Source organism: Pantoea stewartii subsp. stewartii, assembly GCF_008801695.1.
Taxonomy (GTDB): Bacteria; Pseudomonadota; Gammaproteobacteria; order Enterobacterales; family Enterobacteriaceae; genus Pantoea; species Pantoea stewartii.
The window spans coordinates 1-19,789 of the sequence record NZ_VZPF01000014.1; the positions used below are offsets into that span (position 1 = coordinate 1).

Annotated in this window: 20 protein-coding genes; 8 read left to right on the plus strand and 12 right to left on the minus strand. The window is 53.8% G+C overall.

Annotated elements, in window-relative coordinates; genetic code table 11:
• Nucleotides 1-429: 429 nt before the first annotated feature.
• Entirely contained in the window at nt 430-990 is a 561-nt protein-coding gene (gene gmhB / locus F7Q90_RS05500) for a D-glycero-beta-D-manno-heptose 1,7-bisphosphate 7-phosphatase (protein ID WP_006117790.1), read from the minus strand.
• A 188-nt stretch (nt 991-1,178) separates the two neighbouring features.
• Here gmhB and metN point away from each other — a divergent pair, with 188 nt between their 5' ends.
• The 6 genes from metN (at nt 1,179) to proS (ending at nt 6,735) form a co-directional block, all read left to right on the plus strand.
• Entirely contained in the window at nt 1,179-2,210 is a 1,032-nt protein-coding gene (gene metN / locus F7Q90_RS05505; RefSeq protein WP_006117789.1) for a methionine ABC transporter ATP-binding protein MetN, read from the plus strand.
• Complete coding sequence (locus tag F7Q90_RS05510; protein WP_006117788.1) at nt 2,203-2,856, plus strand: methionine ABC transporter permease MetI; 654 nt, start codon at nt 2,203-2,205, stop codon at nt 2,854-2,856. The genes metN and F7Q90_RS05510 overlap by 8 nt, the downstream gene beginning before the upstream one ends.
• 29 nt (nt 2,857-2,885) lie before the next feature.
• Complete coding sequence (locus tag F7Q90_RS05515) at nt 2,886-3,701, plus strand: MetQ/NlpA family lipoprotein (RefSeq protein ID WP_006117787.1); 816 nt, start codon at nt 2,886-2,888, stop codon at nt 3,699-3,701.
• Nucleotides 3,702-3,827: 126 nt separating this feature from the next.
• The gene (gene rcsF / locus F7Q90_RS05520; RefSeq protein ID WP_006117786.1) at nt 3,828-4,226 is read left to right on the plus strand and encodes an Rcs stress response system protein RcsF; all 399 of its coding nucleotides are present in this window, start codon (nt 3,828-3,830) and stop codon (nt 4,224-4,226) included.
• A complete protein-coding gene (gene tsaA, locus F7Q90_RS05525; protein WP_006117785.1) occupies nt 4,223-4,927 on the plus strand; it encodes a tRNA (N6-threonylcarbamoyladenosine(37)-N6)-methyltransferase TrmO in 705 nt (234 codons plus the stop codon). The genes rcsF and tsaA overlap by 4 nt, the downstream gene beginning before the upstream one ends.
• An 89-nt stretch (nt 4,928-5,016) precedes the next feature.
• The gene (gene proS, locus F7Q90_RS05530; protein WP_006117784.1) at nt 5,017-6,735 is read left to right on the plus strand and encodes a proline--tRNA ligase; all 1,719 of its coding nucleotides are present in this window, start codon (nt 5,017-5,019) and stop codon (nt 6,733-6,735) included.
• 91 nt (nt 6,736-6,826) lie between these two features.
• Here proS and arfB read toward each other — a convergent pair whose 3' ends face one another.
• Complete coding sequence (arfB, locus tag F7Q90_RS05535) at nt 6,827-7,237, minus strand: alternative ribosome rescue aminoacyl-tRNA hydrolase ArfB (RefSeq protein ID WP_006117783.1); 411 nt, start codon at nt 7,235-7,237, stop codon at nt 6,827-6,829.
• Nucleotides 7,238-7,454: 217 nt separating this feature from the next.
• Between arfB and F7Q90_RS05540 the strand changes: the two genes are divergently transcribed.
• Together F7Q90_RS05540 and rof are read left to right on the plus strand one after the other, a co-directional pair.
• Complete coding sequence (locus F7Q90_RS05540; RefSeq protein ID WP_006117782.1) at nt 7,455-7,655, plus strand: YaeP family protein; 201 nt, start codon at nt 7,455-7,457, stop codon at nt 7,653-7,655.
• Complete coding sequence (gene rof, locus F7Q90_RS05545) at nt 7,642-7,902, plus strand: Rho-binding antiterminator (RefSeq protein ID WP_033740322.1); 261 nt, start codon at nt 7,642-7,644, stop codon at nt 7,900-7,902. Before F7Q90_RS05540 ends, rof begins: the two co-directional genes overlap by 14 nt.
• A gap of 40 nt (nt 7,903-7,942) precedes the next feature.
• Here the strand turns inward: rof and F7Q90_RS05550 are convergent, their stop codons facing one another.
• The 10 genes from F7Q90_RS05550 to fabZ all read right to left on the minus strand — a co-directional run bounded on the left by F7Q90_RS05550 (nt 7,943) and on the right by fabZ (nt 19,789).
• The gene (locus F7Q90_RS05550) at nt 7,943-8,251 is read right to left on the minus strand and encodes a c-type cytochrome (protein ID WP_006117780.1); all 309 of its coding nucleotides are present in this window, start codon (nt 8,249-8,251) and stop codon (nt 7,943-7,945) included.
• Nucleotides 8,248-9,555 carry a tRNA lysidine(34) synthetase TilS gene (gene tilS, locus F7Q90_RS05555; protein ID WP_006117778.1) on the minus strand — a complete coding sequence of 436 codons (1,308 nt, stop codon included), beginning with the start codon at nt 9,553-9,555 and terminating at the stop codon, nt 8,248-8,250. The genes F7Q90_RS05550 and tilS overlap by 4 nt, the downstream gene beginning before the upstream one ends.
• A 47-nt stretch (nt 9,556-9,602) precedes the next feature.
• On the minus strand, nt 9,603-9,992 hold the full coding sequence (locus tag F7Q90_RS05560; protein WP_006117777.1) for a VOC family protein: 390 nt from the start codon (nt 9,990-9,992) through the stop codon (nt 9,603-9,605).
• A gap of 20 nt (nt 9,993-10,012) precedes the next feature.
• Nucleotides 10,013-12,169 (minus strand): lysine decarboxylase LdcC, encoded by a 2,157-nt coding sequence (locus F7Q90_RS05565; RefSeq protein ID WP_006117776.1) that lies wholly within the window; start codon nt 12,167-12,169, stop codon nt 10,013-10,015.
• 121 nt (nt 12,170-12,290) lie between these two features.
• On the minus strand, nt 12,291-13,247 hold the full coding sequence (accA, locus tag F7Q90_RS05570; RefSeq protein WP_006117775.1) for an acetyl-CoA carboxylase carboxyl transferase subunit alpha: 957 nt from the start codon (nt 13,245-13,247) through the stop codon (nt 12,291-12,293).
• 12 nt (nt 13,248-13,259) lie between these two features.
• Nucleotides 13,260-16,742, minus strand: coding sequence for a DNA polymerase III subunit alpha (gene dnaE, locus F7Q90_RS05575; protein WP_006117773.1), 3,483 nt, complete (start codon nt 16,740-16,742; stop codon nt 13,260-13,262).
• Nucleotides 16,743-16,770: 28 nt separating this feature from the next.
• Nucleotides 16,771-17,397, minus strand: a complete 627-nt coding sequence (gene rnhB, locus F7Q90_RS05580; RefSeq protein WP_006117772.1) for a ribonuclease HII — start codon at nt 17,395-17,397, stop codon at nt 16,771-16,773.
• Complete coding sequence (gene lpxB / locus F7Q90_RS05585) at nt 17,390-18,538, minus strand: lipid-A-disaccharide synthase (protein ID WP_151160786.1); 1,149 nt, start codon at nt 18,536-18,538, stop codon at nt 17,390-17,392. Before lpxB ends, rnhB begins: the two co-directional genes overlap by 8 nt.
• Nucleotides 18,539-18,541: 3 nt before the next feature.
• Nucleotides 18,542-19,330, minus strand: a complete 789-nt coding sequence (gene lpxA, locus F7Q90_RS05590) for an acyl-ACP--UDP-N-acetylglucosamine O-acyltransferase (protein WP_006117770.1) — start codon at nt 19,328-19,330, stop codon at nt 18,542-18,544.
• A 3-nt stretch (nt 19,331-19,333) separates the two neighbouring features.
• Nucleotides 19,334-19,789: a 3-hydroxyacyl-ACP dehydratase FabZ gene (fabZ, locus tag F7Q90_RS05595; RefSeq protein WP_006117769.1), complete on the minus strand. Its 456-nt coding sequence runs from the start codon at nt 19,787-19,789 to the stop codon at nt 19,334-19,336.

Sequence of the window (19,789 nt, forward strand, 5' to 3'; positions counted from 1 at the left end):
GCCATGATCAAACTCTTCAATTTAAAGTTTGATTTGCTGCAACCAGTGCAGCGATGCTCAAGGAAAACGTCGTAATGAATTTCAATACGTGTTCACTTTTAAGACTTGATATTTTTTTGCGTCCGGAGACGCGGATATCAATCCTGCGAGTGCCCACACAGATTGTCTGATAAATTGTTAAAGAGCAGTGCAACCAGCGGGTTAACCGTCTGTTGCGAGGTGGCGTATATTACGCTTTCCTCCTTCAGAGTCAACCTCTTTTTCAGAAGTTTTTCTCCGGCGGCTCAGTTGCCTGCCCCTCTCAACACCGCATTCCGTAAGCCGTTGTGCCGTGTCGATGGAGGCGCATTATAGGGAAGCTTTCGCAGAGCGCAAGTGCAAATTTAAACTTTTTTGCTGTTCGTCTGAAATTTGCACAAAAGCGCTGTTTTAACCCTTTTTAATACGGGAAGGGAGCGCCGCAAGACTCTCTATTACCCAGTCAGCCAATGCCTCGCCTTCCGGCGTAACCGGCTTACCACTGCGCACTAACACTTTCTTACCGACACCGGCGGCCTGGGCGGCCTGCATATCTTCCAGCTTATCCCCTACCATATAAGACGCAGCCATATCAATATGCAGCTCTTCTTGCGCGGCCAGCAGCATGCCGGGTTGCGGTTTACGGCAGTCGCACTGCTGGCGATACGCTTCTACCGTTGCATCCGGGTGATGTGGACAGAAATAGATCCCATCAAGGTCGACATCGCGATCGGCCAGCGACCAGTCCATCCACTCGGTAAGCTGCATAAACTGATCTTCACTAAACATGCCACGTGCGATGCCAGACTGGTTTGTCACGACAACCAGCGCAAAGCCCATCTTTTTGAGTTGCTGCAACGCTTCAATTACACCATCGATAAACTGAAAATGATCGATTTCGTGGACATAGCCGTGATCAACATTGAGGGTGCCATCGCGATCGAGAAAAATGGCCGGGACTTTATTCGCCACGTAGAAACTCCTGCTATAAAAATTGCCGCTCAGTATCGCACGATTGTCATAAAAGGGAGAATGCCCGTTTACATGACTTCGATTGATTTAGACGTCTGGATGCCTTAACATCCATCCAGCTTATGCATGCTGTCCTTTATGGCAGCACACCAGACCACGGATAATGCAAGACGGCAATAAATAACGTAATGATTATATTAGAAAATATAACCAAAGTGTTCCAGCAAGGTTCGCGAACGATAAAGGCGTTATCTAACGTCAGCCTGCATGTCCCGGCCGGACAGATCTATGGCGTCATCGGCGCATCCGGTGCCGGAAAAAGTACGCTGATTCGTTGCGTGAATCTGCTCGAACGCCCTTCCTCAGGCCGCGTGTTGGTTGATGGCGCGGATTTAACGGCGCTGAGCGAACGACAGCTGACGCAGGCCCGCCGCCAGATTGGTATGATTTTTCAGCACTTCAACCTGATGAACTCCCGCACCGTCGCCGGCAATGTTGCGCTGCCATTAGAGTTGGGTAGCCTTTCTCGTGATGAAATTAAAAAGCGCGTCTCAGAGCTCCTAGAGCTGGTCGGCCTGGCGGATAAGCACGATGCCTGGCCTGCCAATCTCTCCGGCGGGCAAAAACAGCGTGTTGCCATTGCCCGCGCTCTGGCCAGTAACCCGAAAGTTCTGCTGTGCGATGAAGCCACCAGCGCATTAGATCCAGCGACCACGCGCTCAATTCTGGAATTACTGAAAGATATTAACCGCCGTCTGGGCCTGACTATTTTGTTAATTACCCATGAGATGGATGTGGTGAAACGCATCTGCGATCAGGTTGCGGTCATCAGCCAGGGTGAGCTGATCGAGAAAGACAGCGTAAGTGAAGTCTTCTCGCACCCCAAAACCCCGCTGGCGCAACAGTTCATCCAGTCAACCCTGCATCTGGATATTCCAGACGACTACCAGCAGCGCCTGTCGCCCGAAGCGGGCCCTGACAGCATGCCATTACTGCGTATGGAATTTACCGGCCAGTCCGTCGATGCTCCATTGCTGTCTGAAGCAGCGCGGCGTTTCAATATCAATAACAACATTATCAGTGCGCAGATGGATTACGCCGGCGGTGTGAAGTTTGGCATCATGCTGGCGGAAATTCACGGTAGCGAAAGCGATACACAAGCCGCCATTCAGTGGCTGCAGGAACATCATGTCAAAGTCGAGGTATTAGGTTATGTCTGAAGCGATGATTGCGCTGCTGGGGCGCGGCGTCTGGGAAACGTTGATGATGACCTTTGTCTCTGGCTTTTTCGGCTTCGTTCTGGGTTTACCGGTCGGCGTACTGCTGTATGTCACTCGTCCGGGACAGATTCTTGAAAACAAAGGGCTGTACCGTGTGCTGTCAGCCCTGGTTAACATTTTCCGCTCGATCCCTTTCATTATCCTCCTTGTGTGGATGATTCCGTTTACCCGCGTCATCGTTGGAACCTCTATTGGCTTACAGGCGGCCATCGTGCCTCTGACTGTCGGTGCGGCACCGTTTATTGCCCGCATGGTTGAAAATGCCCTGCTGGAACTCCCGACCGGGTTAATTGAAGCATCACGCGCGATGGGTGCCACGCCGATGCAAATCGTGCGCAAAGTCCTGCTGCCTGAAGCCCTGCCCGGTCTTGTTAACGCGGCCACCATTACGTTGATTACCCTGGTAGGTTACTCGGCGATGGGCGGCGCAGTAGGCGCGGGCGGCCTCGGACAAATTGGCTACCAGTATGGTTATATCGGATATAACGCGACGGTGATGAATACGGTATTAGTGTTATTAGTCGTTTTGGTGTATCTCATACAATTCTGTGGCGACCGCATCGTGCGTGCTGTGTCCCATAAATAAGCAAGCAATATCACTATTAAGGAAAGGATATGTCTTTCAAATTTAAAAACATTGCCGCTGTGGGTGCATTAATTGGCGCGATTGCGCTGGCAGGATGCGATCAAAAAGCCAAAGATCCCAACCATATCAAAGTGGGCGTGATCGTCGGCGCTGAACAGCAGGTTGCCGAAGCGGCGGCCAAAGTGGCGAAAGATAAGTACGGTCTGGATGTTGAGCTGGTGACCTTTAATGACTATGTGCTGCCGAACGAAGCACTGAGCAAAGGCGATATCGATGTGAATGCGTTCCAGCACAAACCGTATCTGGATCAACAGATCAAAGATCGCGGTTACAAGCTGGTTTCTGTAGGTAACTCTTTTGTTTATCCGATTGCGGGCTATTCGAAAAAAATCAAATCGCTGGATCAACTGCAGGATGGCGCACAGGTTGCCATTCCTAACGATCCAACCAACCTGGGCCGTTCGCTGCTGCTGCTGCAGAAAGTGGGCCTGATCAAGCTGAAAGACGGTGTGGGCCTGCTGCCAACCTCGCTGGATATCGTTGAGAATCCAAAACACCTGAAGATTGTTGAGCTGGAGGCGCCACAGCTGCCACGTTCACTGGACGATCAGCAAATCGCCCTAGCCGTGATCAACACCACTTACGCCAGCCAGATTGGCCTGACGCCGGCGAAAGATGGCATCTTTGTGGAAGATAAAGACTCCCCTTACGTGAACCTGATTGTGGCGCGTGAAGACAACAGAGACGCGGAAAATGTGAAGAAATTCGTGCAGGCTTATCAGTCTGACGAAGTGGCTGACGCGGCCAATAAAGTGTTTAACGGTGGTGCCGTTAAAGGCTGGTAAGGTCGTCTGATCTCTTCCCTCAGGGCGGCTTTTAGCCGCCCTTTCTGTTATTGCCATTTGCTGACTTGTTATTTATCCGTGTCCTTGTTTCAATAACGCCACTTTTTGACACTTGAGGATGTTGCTATGCGTTTTTTACCGCTCTGCTTGTTAGCATTGATGCTGACAGGGTGTGTTCGGGAGTATCACCCAATAAGCAGCGCACCTTCTCATCCGCAGCAATCCAGCGAACCGACACGTAAGCCAACGTATCGTCCCGCCCCCGTTAAGGTGTACACCGATGCTGCCGATCTGGTGAGCAAGCCCTTCCGCGATCTGGGTGAAGTCTCCGCAGAAGATTGCCAGATGAGCAATCAGAGTTCACCGCCCAACATCGCTACCGCGCGTAAACGTATGCAGATTAAAGCCGCACAGATGAAAGCTAATGCGGTACTGCTTCACAAATGTGAAATCGTGAGCAGCACCCCGGGCTGCTACCGTCAGGCTGTCTGCCAGGGTTCGGCGCTGAAAGTCACTAGTCAATGAGTGATTTTGCCTTTGCGCAGATCGGCGTAATCCGTTCGCCGTGGAAAGAGAAGTTCGCTGTCCCGCGTCAGCCTGGTCTGGTTCAGGACGGCGGCGGCGAACTGCATCTTTTGCCGCCTTATAATCAGGCAGAGGCCGTGCGCGGCCTGGAAGACTTCAGCCATCTCTGGGTGCTGTTTGTTTTTCATCAGACCCTGGAAGGCGGCTGGCGTCCGACCGTTCGCCCGCCCCGCCTGGGCGGTAACGTGCGCATGGGCGTTTTTGCTACGCGATCGACCTTTCGCCCTAATCCGATTGGGATGTCGCTGATTGAGCTCAAAGGCATCCGCTGCGCGAAGCAACAGGTCATTCTGGAGCTGGGCAGTCTGGATCTGGTGGACGGCACGCCGGTGGTCGATATCAAGCCCTATCTGCCCTTCGCCGAAGCCCTGCCTGAGGCGAGAGCGGGTTTTGCGCAGTCCGCGCCGGAAAGCAGCATGCCTGTGCGGTTTTCGCCGCTGGCCGGGCAGCAGTTGCAGCAGTATGCGCGCTATCCCTATCTTGCCCGCTTTATCCGTGAGGTTCTTGCGCAGGATCCGCGCCCCGCTTACCGCAAAGGTGAGGAAAAGGATCGCATTTATGCCGCCTCGCTGCTTGAGTTTACTGTGCGCTGGCGCGTTGATCACGCAGGCACAGAAGTCGTGGCCATCGATCCGCGTTAAAACCCGCTTTTTAGCCGGTGATCTCACTGGTACACTAGCCGCCAGCCTATTTTTGTCCGTGAATTTCCGATCAACTGGAATTGTAATCAATGCGTACTACTCAATATCTGCTCTCTACTCAGAAAGAGACACCGTCTGACGCGGAAGTGATCAGCCACCAGCTGATGCTGCGTGCTGGCATGATCCGTAAACTGGCCTCAGGGTTATATACCTGGCTGCCAACCGGACTGCGCGTATTAAAAAAAGTCGAAAACATCGTTCGCGAAGAAATGAACAACGCCGGTGCCATTGAGATTTCAATGCCTGTGGTCCAACCCGCAGACCTGTGGCAGGAGAGCGGCCGCTGGGAGCAGTACGGTCCAGAATTACTGCGTGTTGCCGATCGTCATGAACGTCCGTTTGTGCTCGGCCCAACGCATGAAGAAGTGATTACCGATCTGATTCGTAATGAGCTGAGCTCTTATAAACAGCTGCCGCTGAATCTGTATCAAATACAGACCAAATTCCGTGATGAAGTGCGCCCACGTTTTGGCGTGATGCGTTCGCGCGAGTTCATCATGAAAGACGCCTACTCCTTCCATACCACGCAGGAATCATTGCAGGAAACCTATGACGCGATGTACCGCGCTTATAGTCAGATCTTCAGCCGTATGGGTCTGGATTTCCGTGCCGTGCAGGCGGACACCGGCTCGATTGGTGGCAGTGCCTCACATGAGTTCCAGGTGCTGGCACAGAGCGGCGAAGATGATGTGATCTTCTCAACCGACTCTGACTATGCGGCGAACATTGAACTGGCCGAAGCCGTGGCACCGGCGGGCGAACGCCCTGCGCCTCAGGAAACGATGCGTCAGATCGATACACCGAATGCCAAAACCATCGCCGATCTGGTGAATCAGTTCCAGATGCCGATTGAGAAAACCGTGAAGACGCTGATGGTCAAGGGTGCAGAGGGAAGCGGTCATGCTCTGGTTGCCTTCCTGGTCCGCGGCGATCACGAACTGAACGAAATTAAGGCTGAAAAATCGCCGCTGGTTGCGTCACCGCTGGTTTTCGCGACCGAAGAAGAGATTCGTGCCGTGGTGGGTGCTGGCTTTGGTTCGCTGGGGCCGGTCGGGTTGACGATGCCGATTATCGCAGACCGTACCGTGGCGAAGATGAGTGATTTCTGCGCCGGTGCAAATGTGGACGGTAAACACTACGTTGGCATTAACTGGGAACGCGATCTGCCCATGGCCGAGGTTGCCGATATCCGTAATGTGGTAGAAGGCGATCTGAGCCCGGACGGCAAAGGCACATTGCAGATCAAACGTGGTATCGAAGTAGGCCATATTTTCCAGTTGGGCACCAAATACTCCGAAGCGATGAAAGCGGCCGTTCAGGGTGAAGATGGTCGTAATCAGGTCATGACGATGGGGTGCTACGGCATCGGTATTACCCGTGTAGTGGCGGCGGCGATCGAGCAGAACCATGACGATCGCGGTATCATCTGGCCTGCGGCACTGGCCCCGTTCGATGTAGCGATTCTGCCAATGAACATGCAGAAATCATTCCGCGTAAAAGAGTTAGCGGAAGAAGTGTATAACACGCTGCGCGCGAAAGGCGTCGAGGTGATTCTGGATGACCGTAAAGAACGTCCAGGCGTTATGTTCGCCGATATGGAACTGATTGGCGTCCCGCATACCATCGTGATTGGCGATCGCAATCTTGATAACCAGGAGATCGAATACAAAGCCCGTCGTGCCGGTGAAAAGCAGATGATTAAGCAGGATGAGATTGTCGATTTCCTGCTCAAGGCACTGAACAAATAAGCCTGCCATAACGCCCCTTCATGGGGCGTTTTTTTTAACGCATGGTCGACTCCGTTCTCCTGACGACCACAGGTAATTCTCTGGCCACGTCTTACAGCACTTTACCGCGCAATGCTTTGGTCTGGCTGCGCCGTGATTTCCCTTCCAGCCTGCGCGCTTTCGACGCGCGTGTCGGTCGTGTTGAGCGCCGGACTTTCTCTACCTTCGTGAGCTCCTGAATCAAATTCACCAGCCGTTGCAGCGCCGCTTCGCGGTTCATCTCCTGGCTGCGGTATTCCTGCGCCTTGATGATAATCGTCCCGTCGCCGGTAATTAAATGATGGCTGGCACTGAGCAACCGCTCTTTATAAAACGGCGGCAGGGAAGACGCGGCGATATCAAAACGCAGATGAATAGCGGTGCTGGTTTTGTTGACGTGCTGGCCCCCTGCCCCCTGCGCCCGAATGGCCGTCAGTTCAATTTCATTGTCTGGCAGCTCGACATTCCGTGACAGCGCAATCATCGTCCACCCGCCTTTGTCCGGTTCCCGTTTTTTCGCTCTGACCTGTTCATCAACTTAACCTTTCGTGCTTTATCCTGAAACGTCTGATACGGCGTAGTCCGCTACTTTAGCAGTGATTTGCTCGCTGTTCCTGCTTTCGCCTAGCTGATTTTCTTGAAATGCCTGTGATATAGTCGCAAATCAACCAGAGTATTTATGCTCTGCTGAGGAGGTGCCCGTGCAAAAATATTGTGAGTTAGTTCGCCAAAAATATGCCGAAATTGGCAGCGGAGATCTGGGCTATATTTCCGATGCCATCGGCTGCGCGCTTAACGCGCTTGATGCTATTGCCGCGAATGCTGCGCTAAACTCTTCTCTCAGGGAACAGGCGGCTTATGCCGCCGCAAACTTATTGGTGAGCGACTATGTTGATGAATGAAGCTTATAAACCCATCAATTGCGATGACTACGATAATCTGGAACTCGCCTGCCAAAAAAACTGGATGCTGTCGCTGGCGTTAAAAGATGGCGAGCAGCTAAAGGCAAAGGCCAGGGACATCCTTTCACGTAAAAACGTGGAGTATCTGGCCATTGAACTGTCCGGTGAAACGCGCGAGTTACGTCTCGATCATATTGCCAGTTTTAGCCATCCTGAACTCGGCACCGTCGTGGTCAGCGAAGAGTAATTCACTTCCCGTCGGGCGGGATGCATTCCCGCCCATCTCATCAGGGCTTTAACGAACTGTAGTACGCCGCTAAATCTGTTATCTCCTCATCGCTGAGCCCCGCAACAAACGCTTTCATCACCTCTGCCTGACCACCGTTGCGCTCTCCCTTCTTATAGGCCTGTAGCGCGTGCGCGAGATAAGCGGCGTTTTGGCCCGCCAGGCTGGGATAAAGGGGAACCGTCGCAATGCCTTTCGGACCATGGCACGCCGTACAGGCCGCCGAACGCTGTTCGCCCGCGTGAATATCGCCTGCGGCACAGGCCGGAAACAACGTAAAAAACGTTAATGCCACTATCCATTGTTTCAAAACGATACTCCTGTAGGTTTGTGCCAGTGAATCTGCCAGCCCTGTGCCTCCCCTGCTGCGCCTTCACGGGTCACGAACAGGCCGGGCGCGCAAATAAGCGTTTGATTGTAATAAATGAGCGGAATACGTTCCCGCTGCCATGACGGGATATTCAACCCCTGCCAGATTTTCTTCATCTCGCGCCCGCCCGCGCGATCCACAATATGCACGTACCCTGTCGCGTGAAAACGCACAAATACCTGTTCCTCCGGCGTCGGTCGTCGTAGTGAAGGCATTGTATAATCGGGCTGAAGCGTGCCGATATGCTGCGGCAGGGGCAATGTCTGGTTGAGATTCTTCCAGGCGATTTCGCAGTCGCGTAACGAGTCTCTGATCGGCAAAATATAAAGCCGCTGGCGATAACGGCGAATTTCGCTGTGGCCTAACCGTAGCCGTGGCTGGGCATCTTCACGACTCAGCATCACTTCCTGACGAATGCGGCGCAACGCATCGCGCGAGGGCATTTGCGCGCCCTGTCCGGCCAGCCAGCGACGCAGCAAAGCATTACTGCGCACTTCACTCATCGTCAGTAACGCGGAGAAACACAGGCTACCGTCCGGCTGAATCAGCGCAGCAAGTTGTTCCGCCAGCAACTCATCCAGCAGTTGCTCCTGCTCAGCACAGAGTGCCGCACTGCGCGCCGTCGCACTGGCGAAATGAGGCCAGCGTGCCACGACGGCCGGTAAGAGTTGCTGACGAAGAAAATTGCGGTCGTAACGCACATCCTGATTGCTCTCATCTTCAACCCATTGCAGCTGATGCGTTTGGGCATACAGCTCTAATGACTGCCGGGAACAGCTTAACAGCGGGCGAAGCAGAGGGTTTTTACCCAGAGAGCCCGCCACCGGCATGGCCGCCAGACCGGCCGGGCCACTGCCGCGTTTCAGGGCCAGCAGGACGGTTTCACACTGGTCGTCCAGGTGCTGTGCGGTAAGGAGTTTCTCATCCGCATGGAGCGCCTGGTGCAATGCCCGATAACGCGCCTGCCGCGCCGCCGCTTCAATGCCATCGCCCTGATCGGTTACCTGCACGCGCAGGATCTCGCAGGGGATCTGCCATGTTGCGCACAGGGTCTGGCAATGCGCCGCCCAGTGGTCGGCATTAGCACTGAGGCCATGATGGACATGCAGCGCACGCAACCGCGAGGCCGGATGGTGCTGTTGCCAGTCCCGCAGCTTATGCAGCAGGACGGTAGAATCCAGGCCACCGCTAAACGCCACTACCAGCGCGTCGTTTTCATTCAGCAGTGCGTCAAAATCAGACATGATAATTCCATAACTCAGGCAGTGGGACGAGCCATAAAGCCGCCAGTTTACGCCTGATACAATTCAAGCGGCAAACCATCCGGGTCAGCAAAAAAGGTACAGGGTTTCCCGGTAAGCGCGTCAATGCGAATGGGTTCGCATGTCACGCCCTGCGTGTCCAGATAGCGCACCGCGGCTTCCACGTCCGGCACGCCGAAAGCCAGATGGCGAAGGCCACAGGCTTCCGGCTGACTGACCCGGGCGGGCGGGTGTGGAAAGGAAAACAGCTCAATGGTGTACTGACCGTTTAACGCCAGATCGCCTTTCCACGAATCGCGCGCTTCGCGGTAGTGCTCACTTTGCAGTTCAAATCCCAGTATGTCGCAGTAAAAGGCTTTACTGCGATGATAATCTGACGCAATGATGGCGATATGGTGAATGTGCGTTAGCTGTAGCATGTTTGCTCCCTGTTGGTCCTTCATTCCTGTTCCCAGCTCTGTTTCAGCACACGTACCCGATATTCACCTTCATCGGTTAGCGTCGCGCCGTGAATATCTGTCTCAAAGCCAGGATAGTGGCGCCCAATGCTACACAGCATGAGCAGGAAGTCGAGCACGGCGCGGCTTTGTTCTGTGATCATTTCGCCAGGCATCACCAGCGGTACACCGGGAGGATAAGGCAATATCATGTTGGCAGAGATACGGCCCACCAGCTCATTCATGTTTACGGTCTCAATATTGCCTTTCACCTGCTGCTGGAACGCCTGATGCGGCGTCATTTTCATCTCAGGTAAGACATCAAAGGCTTTCAGCATCAGACGCGGCAGGTCATGTTGCTGAATCAGGCGATGAATCCCCTGCGCCAGCGTCTGGATGCGCATCGTGCGGTAAAAGTCGGGATCTTCCGCATACAGATCCGGCAGCATGTTTTTTACGCGCAGATTCAGGTCGTAGGCGCGCTTAAATTCGGTTAATCCACGCAGCACGCTCATCGCCTTGGTCTTGTCGATGCCAATACTGAACAGGAACAACAGGTTATACGGACCGGTCTTTTCCACCACAATCCCACGCTCATCAAGAAATTTCGCCACCAGCGCAGCGGGGATCCCCTCTTCGGCCATTTCACCTAACTCGCTCATGCCCGGTGTAAGAATGGTGACTTTGATCGGATCGAGATACATATGATCGCGATCGGCCTGGGTGAAACCATGCCACGCTTCGTCTCCCGGCTGGATCGGCCAGCACTGCGCTTCATCCACATGCTCTGGTTGCCAGATATCAAAGAACCAGCTGTCCGACTCTTCGCGCAACCGCTGTATTTCACGACGAAAATGTAACGCGCGCTCGACTGACCGATTGATGAGCCTTTTCCCCGGATTCCCCCGCAGCATGGCGGCGGCTGTTTCAATTGAGGAAACAATAGCGTAATTGGGCGATGTGGTGGTGTGCATCATGTAGGCTTCATTAAAGGTTTGTTCGTCGTACTCGCCTTTGATGTGAATTAATGAGGCCTGCGAAAAGGCAGCCAGCAGTTTATGCGTGGACTGGGTTTCATAAATCACCTTGCCTGGTATCCGCTCACCGCTCATGCCGCTTTTCCCCTCATAGATAGGGTGAAAATTGGTGTAAGGCACCCAGGCCGAATCAAAGTGAATCGAGGGGACGTCGAGCGTTTGCTTGATGTACTGCGTGTTATAAAGCAAACCGTCGTAGGTCGAGTTAGTAATTACTGCATGAACGGGCCAGCTGGCGCGCGGCGTGGCAGCCACTTTCTGTTCAATGCTGGCACGGGTAAATTCTTTTTGCGGAATGCCGCCCAGAATGCCTAAGGCATTGCGTGTGGGTTTTAGCCAGACAGGAATCAGATCGCTCATCATCAGCAAGTGGGTAAGCGACTTGTGGCAGTTGCGGTCAACCAGAATCGTGCTGCCTGCCGGCGCGGCATACATGCCCACGATCTTGTTCGAAGTCGAGGTGCCGTTAGTCACCATATAGCTCTGTTCCGCACCGAACGTGCGGGCGATGTACTCTTCGGCCTCAAGATGTGGTCCGGTATGATCCAGCAGCGAGCCCAGCTCAGTCACCGAAATCGAAATATCCGACTTAAGCGTATTCGCGCCAAAGAAGTCATAGAACAAACAGCCCACCGGGCTTTTCTGGAAGGCCGTCCCGGCCATATGGCCCGGAGTGCAGAACGTGTACTTTCCCTCTTTCACATAGGTGAACAACGCTTTGGTTAACGGTGGTGTAATGTGGTCGAGGTAATCATCCGTGTACTGGCGGATGTGCAAGGCGATATCGTCGGCCGCATTCAGCGCGTACTCAAAAAAATGCAGCGGTAGCCGCATCTCATTGATGCTGATATCCATTTGCGAGTGGGTATTAATAAAGGCATACAGGGGCAGGTATTCATTGAGCTGATTAATTTCACCGCACAGCTCAGGGCTGTTGTGCTCATCCCAGTCAAAAATCACACCGCTGATACGGGGATTGTGTTCAATCAGTTTGAGAAGATCATCTGTGTTTTTAGGCCGTATGAGCTGAAAACCTTGCTGACTCAGTGCTACATCCAACTCGCGTAACGGTTCATCTTTGTAAAACACGCCATGCGCGCCCATGATCGCCAGAATATTCAATGCACATCTCCCTGATTGTTGAGGCATTGAGTAAGCATAGCGAATTACGCCACGAAACCGCAGTCAGATTCGTGGCATAAAAAAAGCGGACCGGAGTCCGCTTTTACGTCACAGCACTGAATCAGGCGTAGCCATAACTCATCAGACGCTGATAACGGCGATCTAATAATTCTTCGGTGCTTAACCCTTCCAGGTCAGCCAGATCGGCCAGCAGTTGCTGTTTTAGCGTCTGCGCCATTTCTACCGGATGGCGATGCGCGCCGCCCAGTGGCTCAGCGATGACCGAATCAATCAGCTTAAGCTCTTTCAGACGCGGCGCGGTAATGCCCATCGCTTCTGCGGCCAGCGGCGCTTTATCGGCGCTTTTCCACAGAATAGAGGCACAGCCTTCTGGTGAAATGACCGAATAGGTGCTGTACTGCAGCATGTTCACTTTGTCGCCCACGCCGATAGCCAGTGCGCCACCCGAACCGCCCTCACCGATAACGGTACAGATAACCGGTACTTTCAGGCCTGACATTTCGCGCAGGTTGCGTGCGATAGCTTCAGACTGACCGCGCTCTTCCGCGCCCACGCCCGGATACGCACCCGGCGTGTCGATAAAGGTGATGATAGGCATTTTAAAGCGTTCGGCCATTTCCATCAGGCGCAACGCTTTGCGATAGCCTTCCGGTGCCGGCATACCAAAATTACGGCGAATCTTCTCTTTAGTTTCGCGCCCTTTCTGGTGACCGATGATCATCACAGGACGGCCGTCGAGGCGGGCAATCCCGCCGACAATCGCTTTGTCATCCGCATAAGCGCGGTCACCCGCAAGCTCATCGAAATCGTCAAACGCATTGCGCACATAATCAAAGGTATAAGGACGTAATGGATGTCGCGCCAGTTGGGCGATTTGCCATGCGCCCAAATCGGCGAAGATTTTACGTGTCAGCTCAACGCTTTTCTCGCGCAGACGCTTAACTTCTTCGTCGAGATTGACGTGTTTATCGTCCTGACGACCAATCGAGGTAAGCGAATCAATTTTTGCTTCCAGTTCTGCGATTGGCTGTTCAAAATCCAGGTAATTAAGACTCATAATGTTCCTGTTTTAGTCAAACTCCAGTTCTACCTGCTCCGATCCAATTAACGACCGCAAATCGTTGAGTAAACGATCGCTGGGCGATATTCGCCACGCTGCACCAAAGCGTAGCTTCGCTCGCGCGTCGGCTCTCTGATAGTAGAGATGCACCGGAATTGTCCCTGAACGATGAGGCTCAAGGGACTGACGGAGTCGGTTTAATAGCTGGTCATCAATTTGCCTGTCTGTCAGCGAGATAGCAAGTCCGCGCGCGTATTTTTCACGCGCTTCATCTATGTCCATGACTTCACGGGCGGTCATTTTAAGGCCACCACTAAAGTCATCAAAGCTGACCTGTCCGCTGACGATCAGGATACGGTCTTTCTCCAGCAGTTGCTGGTATTTATCTAACGCATCGGTAAATAACATGACTTCAAGACGGCCAGAGCGGTCGTCCAGTGTACAAATACCAATTCGGTTGCCGCGTTTGGTCACCATTACACGCGCAGCAATCACCAGGCCTGCCGCGACGGTAATCTTACCACGATCGGTCGGATGCATATCTTTCAAACGCATCCCACCCACGTAACGCTCAATTTCTTTCAGATACTGGTTAATCGGGTGGCCGGTCAGATACAAACCCAGGGTTTCCCGTTCACCGTCCAGTTGCACCTGTTCCGGCCATGGCGTGACGCTGGCGTAAGACTGTTCGACCTGCTCAGGCTCATCGGCCAGCACGCCAAACATGTCGGCCTGACCGATCGCTTCCGCTTTAGCATGCTGATCTGCCGCTTTCAGCGCATCGTTCAGTGCGCTCATCAGGGCGGCACGATGTGGGCCCAGACGATCAAAGGCACCGGACATGATCAACTTTTCCATCACGCGGCGATTGATCTTTTTGGTATCCGTTCGCGCGCAGAGATCGAACAGTTCGCGGAAGTAACCGCCTTCGTTACGCGCATCGATGATCGCCTCGATCGGCCCTTCACCCACACCTTTGATGGCGCCGATACCGTAAACGATCTCGCCCTCATCATTAACGTGGAACTGATACAGACCCGAGTTAATGTCCGGCGGCAGGACTTTCAGCCCCATGCGCCAGCATTCATCTACCAGACCCACCACTTTTTCTGTGTTGTCCATATCCGCCGTCATCACAGCCGCCATGAATTCCGCTGGATAGTGCGCTTTCAGCCATAAGGTCTGATAAGACACCAGCGCGTAAGCGGCGGAGTGCGACTTGTTAAAGCCATAACCCGCGAATTTCTCTACCAGATCGAAGATTTTCATCGACAGTTCGCCATCGATGCCCATCTTTTCCGCGCCCTCTTTAAAAACAGAGCGCTGTTTGGCCATCTCTTCAGGCTTCTTCTTACCCATGGCGCGACGCAGCATGTCCGCCCCGCCCAGCGTGTAGCCGGACAGGACCTGGGCAATCTGCATGACCTGTTCCTGGTAGAGGATAATGCCGTAGGTCGGCTCCAGTACCGGCTTCAGGCTTTCGTGTTGCCACTGAATATCCGGGTAAGAGATGGCTTCCCGACCGTGCTTACGGTCAATGAAGTTATCAACCATGCCCGACTGTAAGGGCCCCGGACGGAACAGGGCCACAAGCGCGATCATATCTTCAAAACAGTCAGGCTTCAGGCGCTTAATCAGATCTTTCATGCCGCGCGATTCAAGCTGGAAAACCGCGGTGGTTTCCGCGCGCTGCAGCATGTCGAAGCTCTTTTTGTCTTCAAGCGGAATGGTTGCGATATCGATCGGCGGTAAGCCCTGCTTTTCGCGGCGCGGGTTAATCATTTTCAGCGCCCAGTCAATGATGGTGAGCGTTCGCAACCCCAGGAAGTCAAACTTCACCAGGCCCGCATATTCCACATCATTTTTATCGAACTGGGTTACCGGATACTGACCGTTTTCATCACAATACAGCGGTGCAAAATCGGTGATCTTGGTTGGCGCGATCACCACGCCACCCGCATGTTTACCGGCGTTTCGGGTTACCCCTTCCAGCTTCCGCGCCATATCGATAAGCGCTTTAACCTCTTCATCCGCCTCATAAATTTCAGGGAGCTGCGGTTCCGCGGCAAAGGCTTTGTCCAGCGTCATGCCCGGATCGGGCGGCACCAGTTTTGAAATACGATCGACAAAACCATAGGGATGGCCCAACACGCGGCCCACGTCACGAATGACCGCCTTGGCCGCCATCGTACCGAAGGTAATAATCTGGGATACCGCTTCGCGGCCGTACATATCGGCCACATGTTCAATCACCTGGTCACGTTTTTCCATACAGAAATCGACGTCGAAATCGGGCATGGAAACGCGTTCAGGGTTAAGAAAACGTTCGAACAGCAGGTCGAACTCAAGGGGATCGAGATCGGTAATCTTGAGCGCATAGGCCACCAGCGAACCGGCCCCCGAACCGCGTCCCGGCCCTACCGGTACGCCGTTATCTTTCGACCACTGGATAAACTCCATTACGATCAGGAAGTAGCCGGGGAATCCCATCTGGTTGATTACGTTCAGTTCAACGTCCAGACGTTCATCGTATTCCGGCCGTTTTTCCGCCCGCACGGCTTCATCCGGGAACAGCATCGCCAGACGTTCTTCCAGCCCCTCACGGGATTTCATTACCAGGAAATCCTCGGTGGTCATGTCGCCCGTCGGGAACTGCGGCAGAAAGTACTCACCCAGTCTGACGGTGACGTTACAACGCTTAGCAATCTCTACGCTGTTTTCGAGCGCTTCAGGGATGTCTGCGAACAACTCGCACATCTCGTCTTCGCTGCGCATATATTGCTGAGGACTGTAATTACGGGGCCGTTTAGGATCGTCCAGCGTATAACCATCATGAATGGCGACGCGAATTTCATGCGCATCGAAGTCCTCTTCATTCAGGAAGCAGACCTCGTTCGTGGCCACAACCGGGATGCCTTCGGCAATCGCCAGCTCAACGGCGGCGTGCAGATAGGTCTCTTCGTCGGGTCGTCCGGTACGTACCAGTTCCAGGTAATAGCGATCGGCAAAATGTTGCTGATAAAATGCCAGGCACTCTGAAACCAGTGCGCTGTTACCGCGCAGCAGACTGCGCCCCACATCTCCACGACGGCCACCTGACAACAGGATCAGACCTTCCTGTAATTCAGCCAGCCAGTCACGATCGATTATCGGACCGGCCACACCGTAACCGCGTTGATACGCGCGGGAAATGAGTAACGTGAGGTTTTGATAGCCGGTGTTGTTGGCCGCCAGCACCGTAATCTGGGTCAGTTCATCCCCCATCAGCTCACTGGCAACGTTAAAATCCGCCCCGATAATCGGTTTGATCCCCGCCCCATGCGCACCACCGTAAAATTTCACCAGACCACACAGGTTGGTGAAGTCGGTAATCGCAATGGCTGGCATGCCTAACGCAGCCGCTTTCTTAATCAGCGGGCCGGTTTTCGCTAGGCCGTCGATCATGGAATAGTCGCTGTGAACATGCAGATGTATAAAACGGGGTTCGGCCATATCAGTTTCCGGTTAAAACAGGGGCGGATTAGCGCAGCGTGGAGGCGCTGCTCGCCAGCACTTCGGCATCGATGAGCGCATTACGCACCGGCGCAAAGCTGCGGCGGTGATGTGGTGTTGCGCCATACTGCGTTAACTTTTCTATATGTAACGCCGTAGGATAACCTTTATGTTGCGCAAAACCATACTGCGGAAACAACAAATCCAGCTCTGCCATTTCACGATCGCGCGTGACTTTGGCGATGATCGAGGCCGCACTGATTTCAGCAACCAGGCTGTCGCCTTTTACTACGGCCAGTGATGGCACAGGCAAGGCCGGACAGCGATTGCCGTCAATCAGCACATAATCAGGCGTGATCGCCAGGCCGGCCACCGCGCGCTGCATCGCCAGCATCGTGGCATGCAGAATATTCAGGCTGTCGATCTCTTCCGGTTCGGCACGGCCCAGACTCCAGGCCAGCGCATGCTCTTTAATCTCATCAAACAGCGCCAGGCGACGTTTCTCTGAGAGTTTTTTCGAATCGGCCAGGCCCGGAATGGGTTTCGCCGGATCGAGAATTACCGCCGCAGTCACCACCGCACCAACCAGCGGGCCGCGCCCCACTTCATCCACATCGGCAATCAGTCGGGCGTTGGGATAGATAAAATCAGCCATTGGCGAGCTCCAGTACCGCATTTGCGGCTTGTTCGTCCGCATTCCAGCGAATCTGCTGGTGCAGTTCGTGGAAGGTCTGCAATAACGTTTCGCGTTCATGACTGGCATGTAACAGCGGATCCAGCGCCGCAGCCAGCGCTTCAGGTTGGCACTCATCCTGCAGCAGTTCTTTGACCAGCTCTCGCCCGGCCAGCAGGTTAGGCAACGAAACGTAGTCAGTTTTGACCAGACGTTTTGCCAGCCAGAAGGTAAACGGCTTCATGCGGTAGCCCACGACCATGGGGCATTTCGCCAGCATGCATTCAAGCGCCGCGGTGCCGGACGCCAGCAGCGCAGCATCACTGGCCACCATCGCTTCACGGCCCTGCCCGTCCAGCAGATGCACGGGCAGCTCCGGCGCAACCTGCGCTTTGATTTGCTCAAACTGCTCGCGGCGCTTCGCGTTAACCAGCGGTACCACAATTTCCAGCGCCGGGTAGCGCTTACGCAGTATCTGCGCCGTTTTAAGAAAGTCAGCACTCAGCATGTCAACTTCGGCACCGCGACTGCCGGGCAATAACGCCAGACACTGGGCATTGTCGTCAATGCCCAGATGGCGACGGGCGGCGGCTTTGTCGGGCTGTAGCGGCATAGCATCCGCCATGGTGTGGCCGATAAAACGGCACGGGACACCGAAACGATCGTAAAAGGCTTTTTCAAACGGCAGAAATGCCAGCACCAGATCGGTGTTGCGACCGATTTTGAACACCCGTTTTTGCCGCCAGGCCCAGACAGAGGGACTGACGTAATGAATCGTGCGAATGCCTGCGCGCTTAAGATTACCTTCCAGCGTGATATTGAAATCCGGTGCGTCAATACCGACAAACACATCGGGTTTCAGCGAGATAAAGCGCTGTGTCAGATCGCGACGAATAGCCAGCAAGCGGCGCAATCGTCCCAGCACTTCCACAATGCCCATCACCGCCAGTTCTTCCATTTCGTACCAGGCTTCACAGCCTTCGGCCTGCATCAATGGGCCTGCGACGCCAACAAACCGGGCATCAGGATGACGCGCTTTTAAGGCACGAATCAGGCCTGCACCAAGGATGTCGCCAGAGGTTTCTCCGGCGACGACGGCTATCGTAAGGGGACGCGCTGACATGAATTAGCGAATTAATCCACGAGTTGAACGGGCAAAAAAGTCATAGAAAGGCTGCACTTCACTGTGTTGCTGAGCAATCGCTTCGATTTCTGGCTTAACCTCATCCAGCGTTCTGCCGCTGCGGTAAAGCAACTTATAGGCATTACGAATCGCATGCAGTGACTCTTTGCTGAAGCCGCGACGTTTCAGGCCTTCAATATTGATTCCGAATGGCGTCGCGTGATTCCCCTGCGCAATAACATAGGGCGGCACATCCTGAGCAACGCCTGAACACCCGCCAACCATCACATGCGCGCCAATGGTGCACCACTGGTGCACAGCGGTCATACCGCCAATGATGGCGAAATCATCCACCGTGACATGGCCGCCCAGCGTGGCGTTGTTGGCCATGATGCAGCGGTTGCCGATCACACAGTCATGGGCAATGTGGACGTTAACCATCAGCAGGTTGTCGCTGCCGACAACCGTGACATTCGTGCCCTGCGTCGTGCCGCGATGAATGGTGACGCTTTCACGGATTCGGTTACGATCGCCAATCTCAACCCGGGTAGGTTCGCCCGCGTATTTTAAATCCTGATTCACTTCACCAATGGAGGCGAACTGATAGATCTGATTGTCTTTACCGATACGTGTATGGCCATTCACCACAACGTGTGACTTGAGTACGGTTCCTTCACCAATTTCAACATTCGCCCCGATAAAGCAGAACGGGCCGATATGAACGCCAGGGCCGATGATGGCCCCGTCTTCAATGACAGAACTGGGATGGATGTTGGCGGTTGGATCAATCACGAATTATGCCTCCCGGCTACGGGCACACATCATGGTCGCTTCACAAACGATTTTACCGTCCACGGTCGCTACGCCGTTAAAGCGCGTCAGACCACGGCGGGTTTTCTCGAAAGTCACTTCCATAATCATTTGATCGCCCGGTACGACCGGACGCTTGAAACGGGCATTATCAATGCCTGCAAAATAATAGAGCTCGCCTGGCTCCAGTTTACCCACGCTTTTGAATGCCAGAATACCGGTGGCCTGCGCCATCGCTTCCAGAATCAGAACGCCGGGAAAAATCGGTTTACCAGGGAAATGCCCCTGGAAAAACGGTTCGTTAAAGGAGACGTTCTTTACCGCGCGCAGATATTTGTTTTCTTCAAAATCCAGCACGCGGTCTACCAGCAGAAACGGATAACGGTGCGGCAGCAGCTCTAAAATCTCTTCAATTTGCAGAGTATGAGTTTCAGTAGTCAA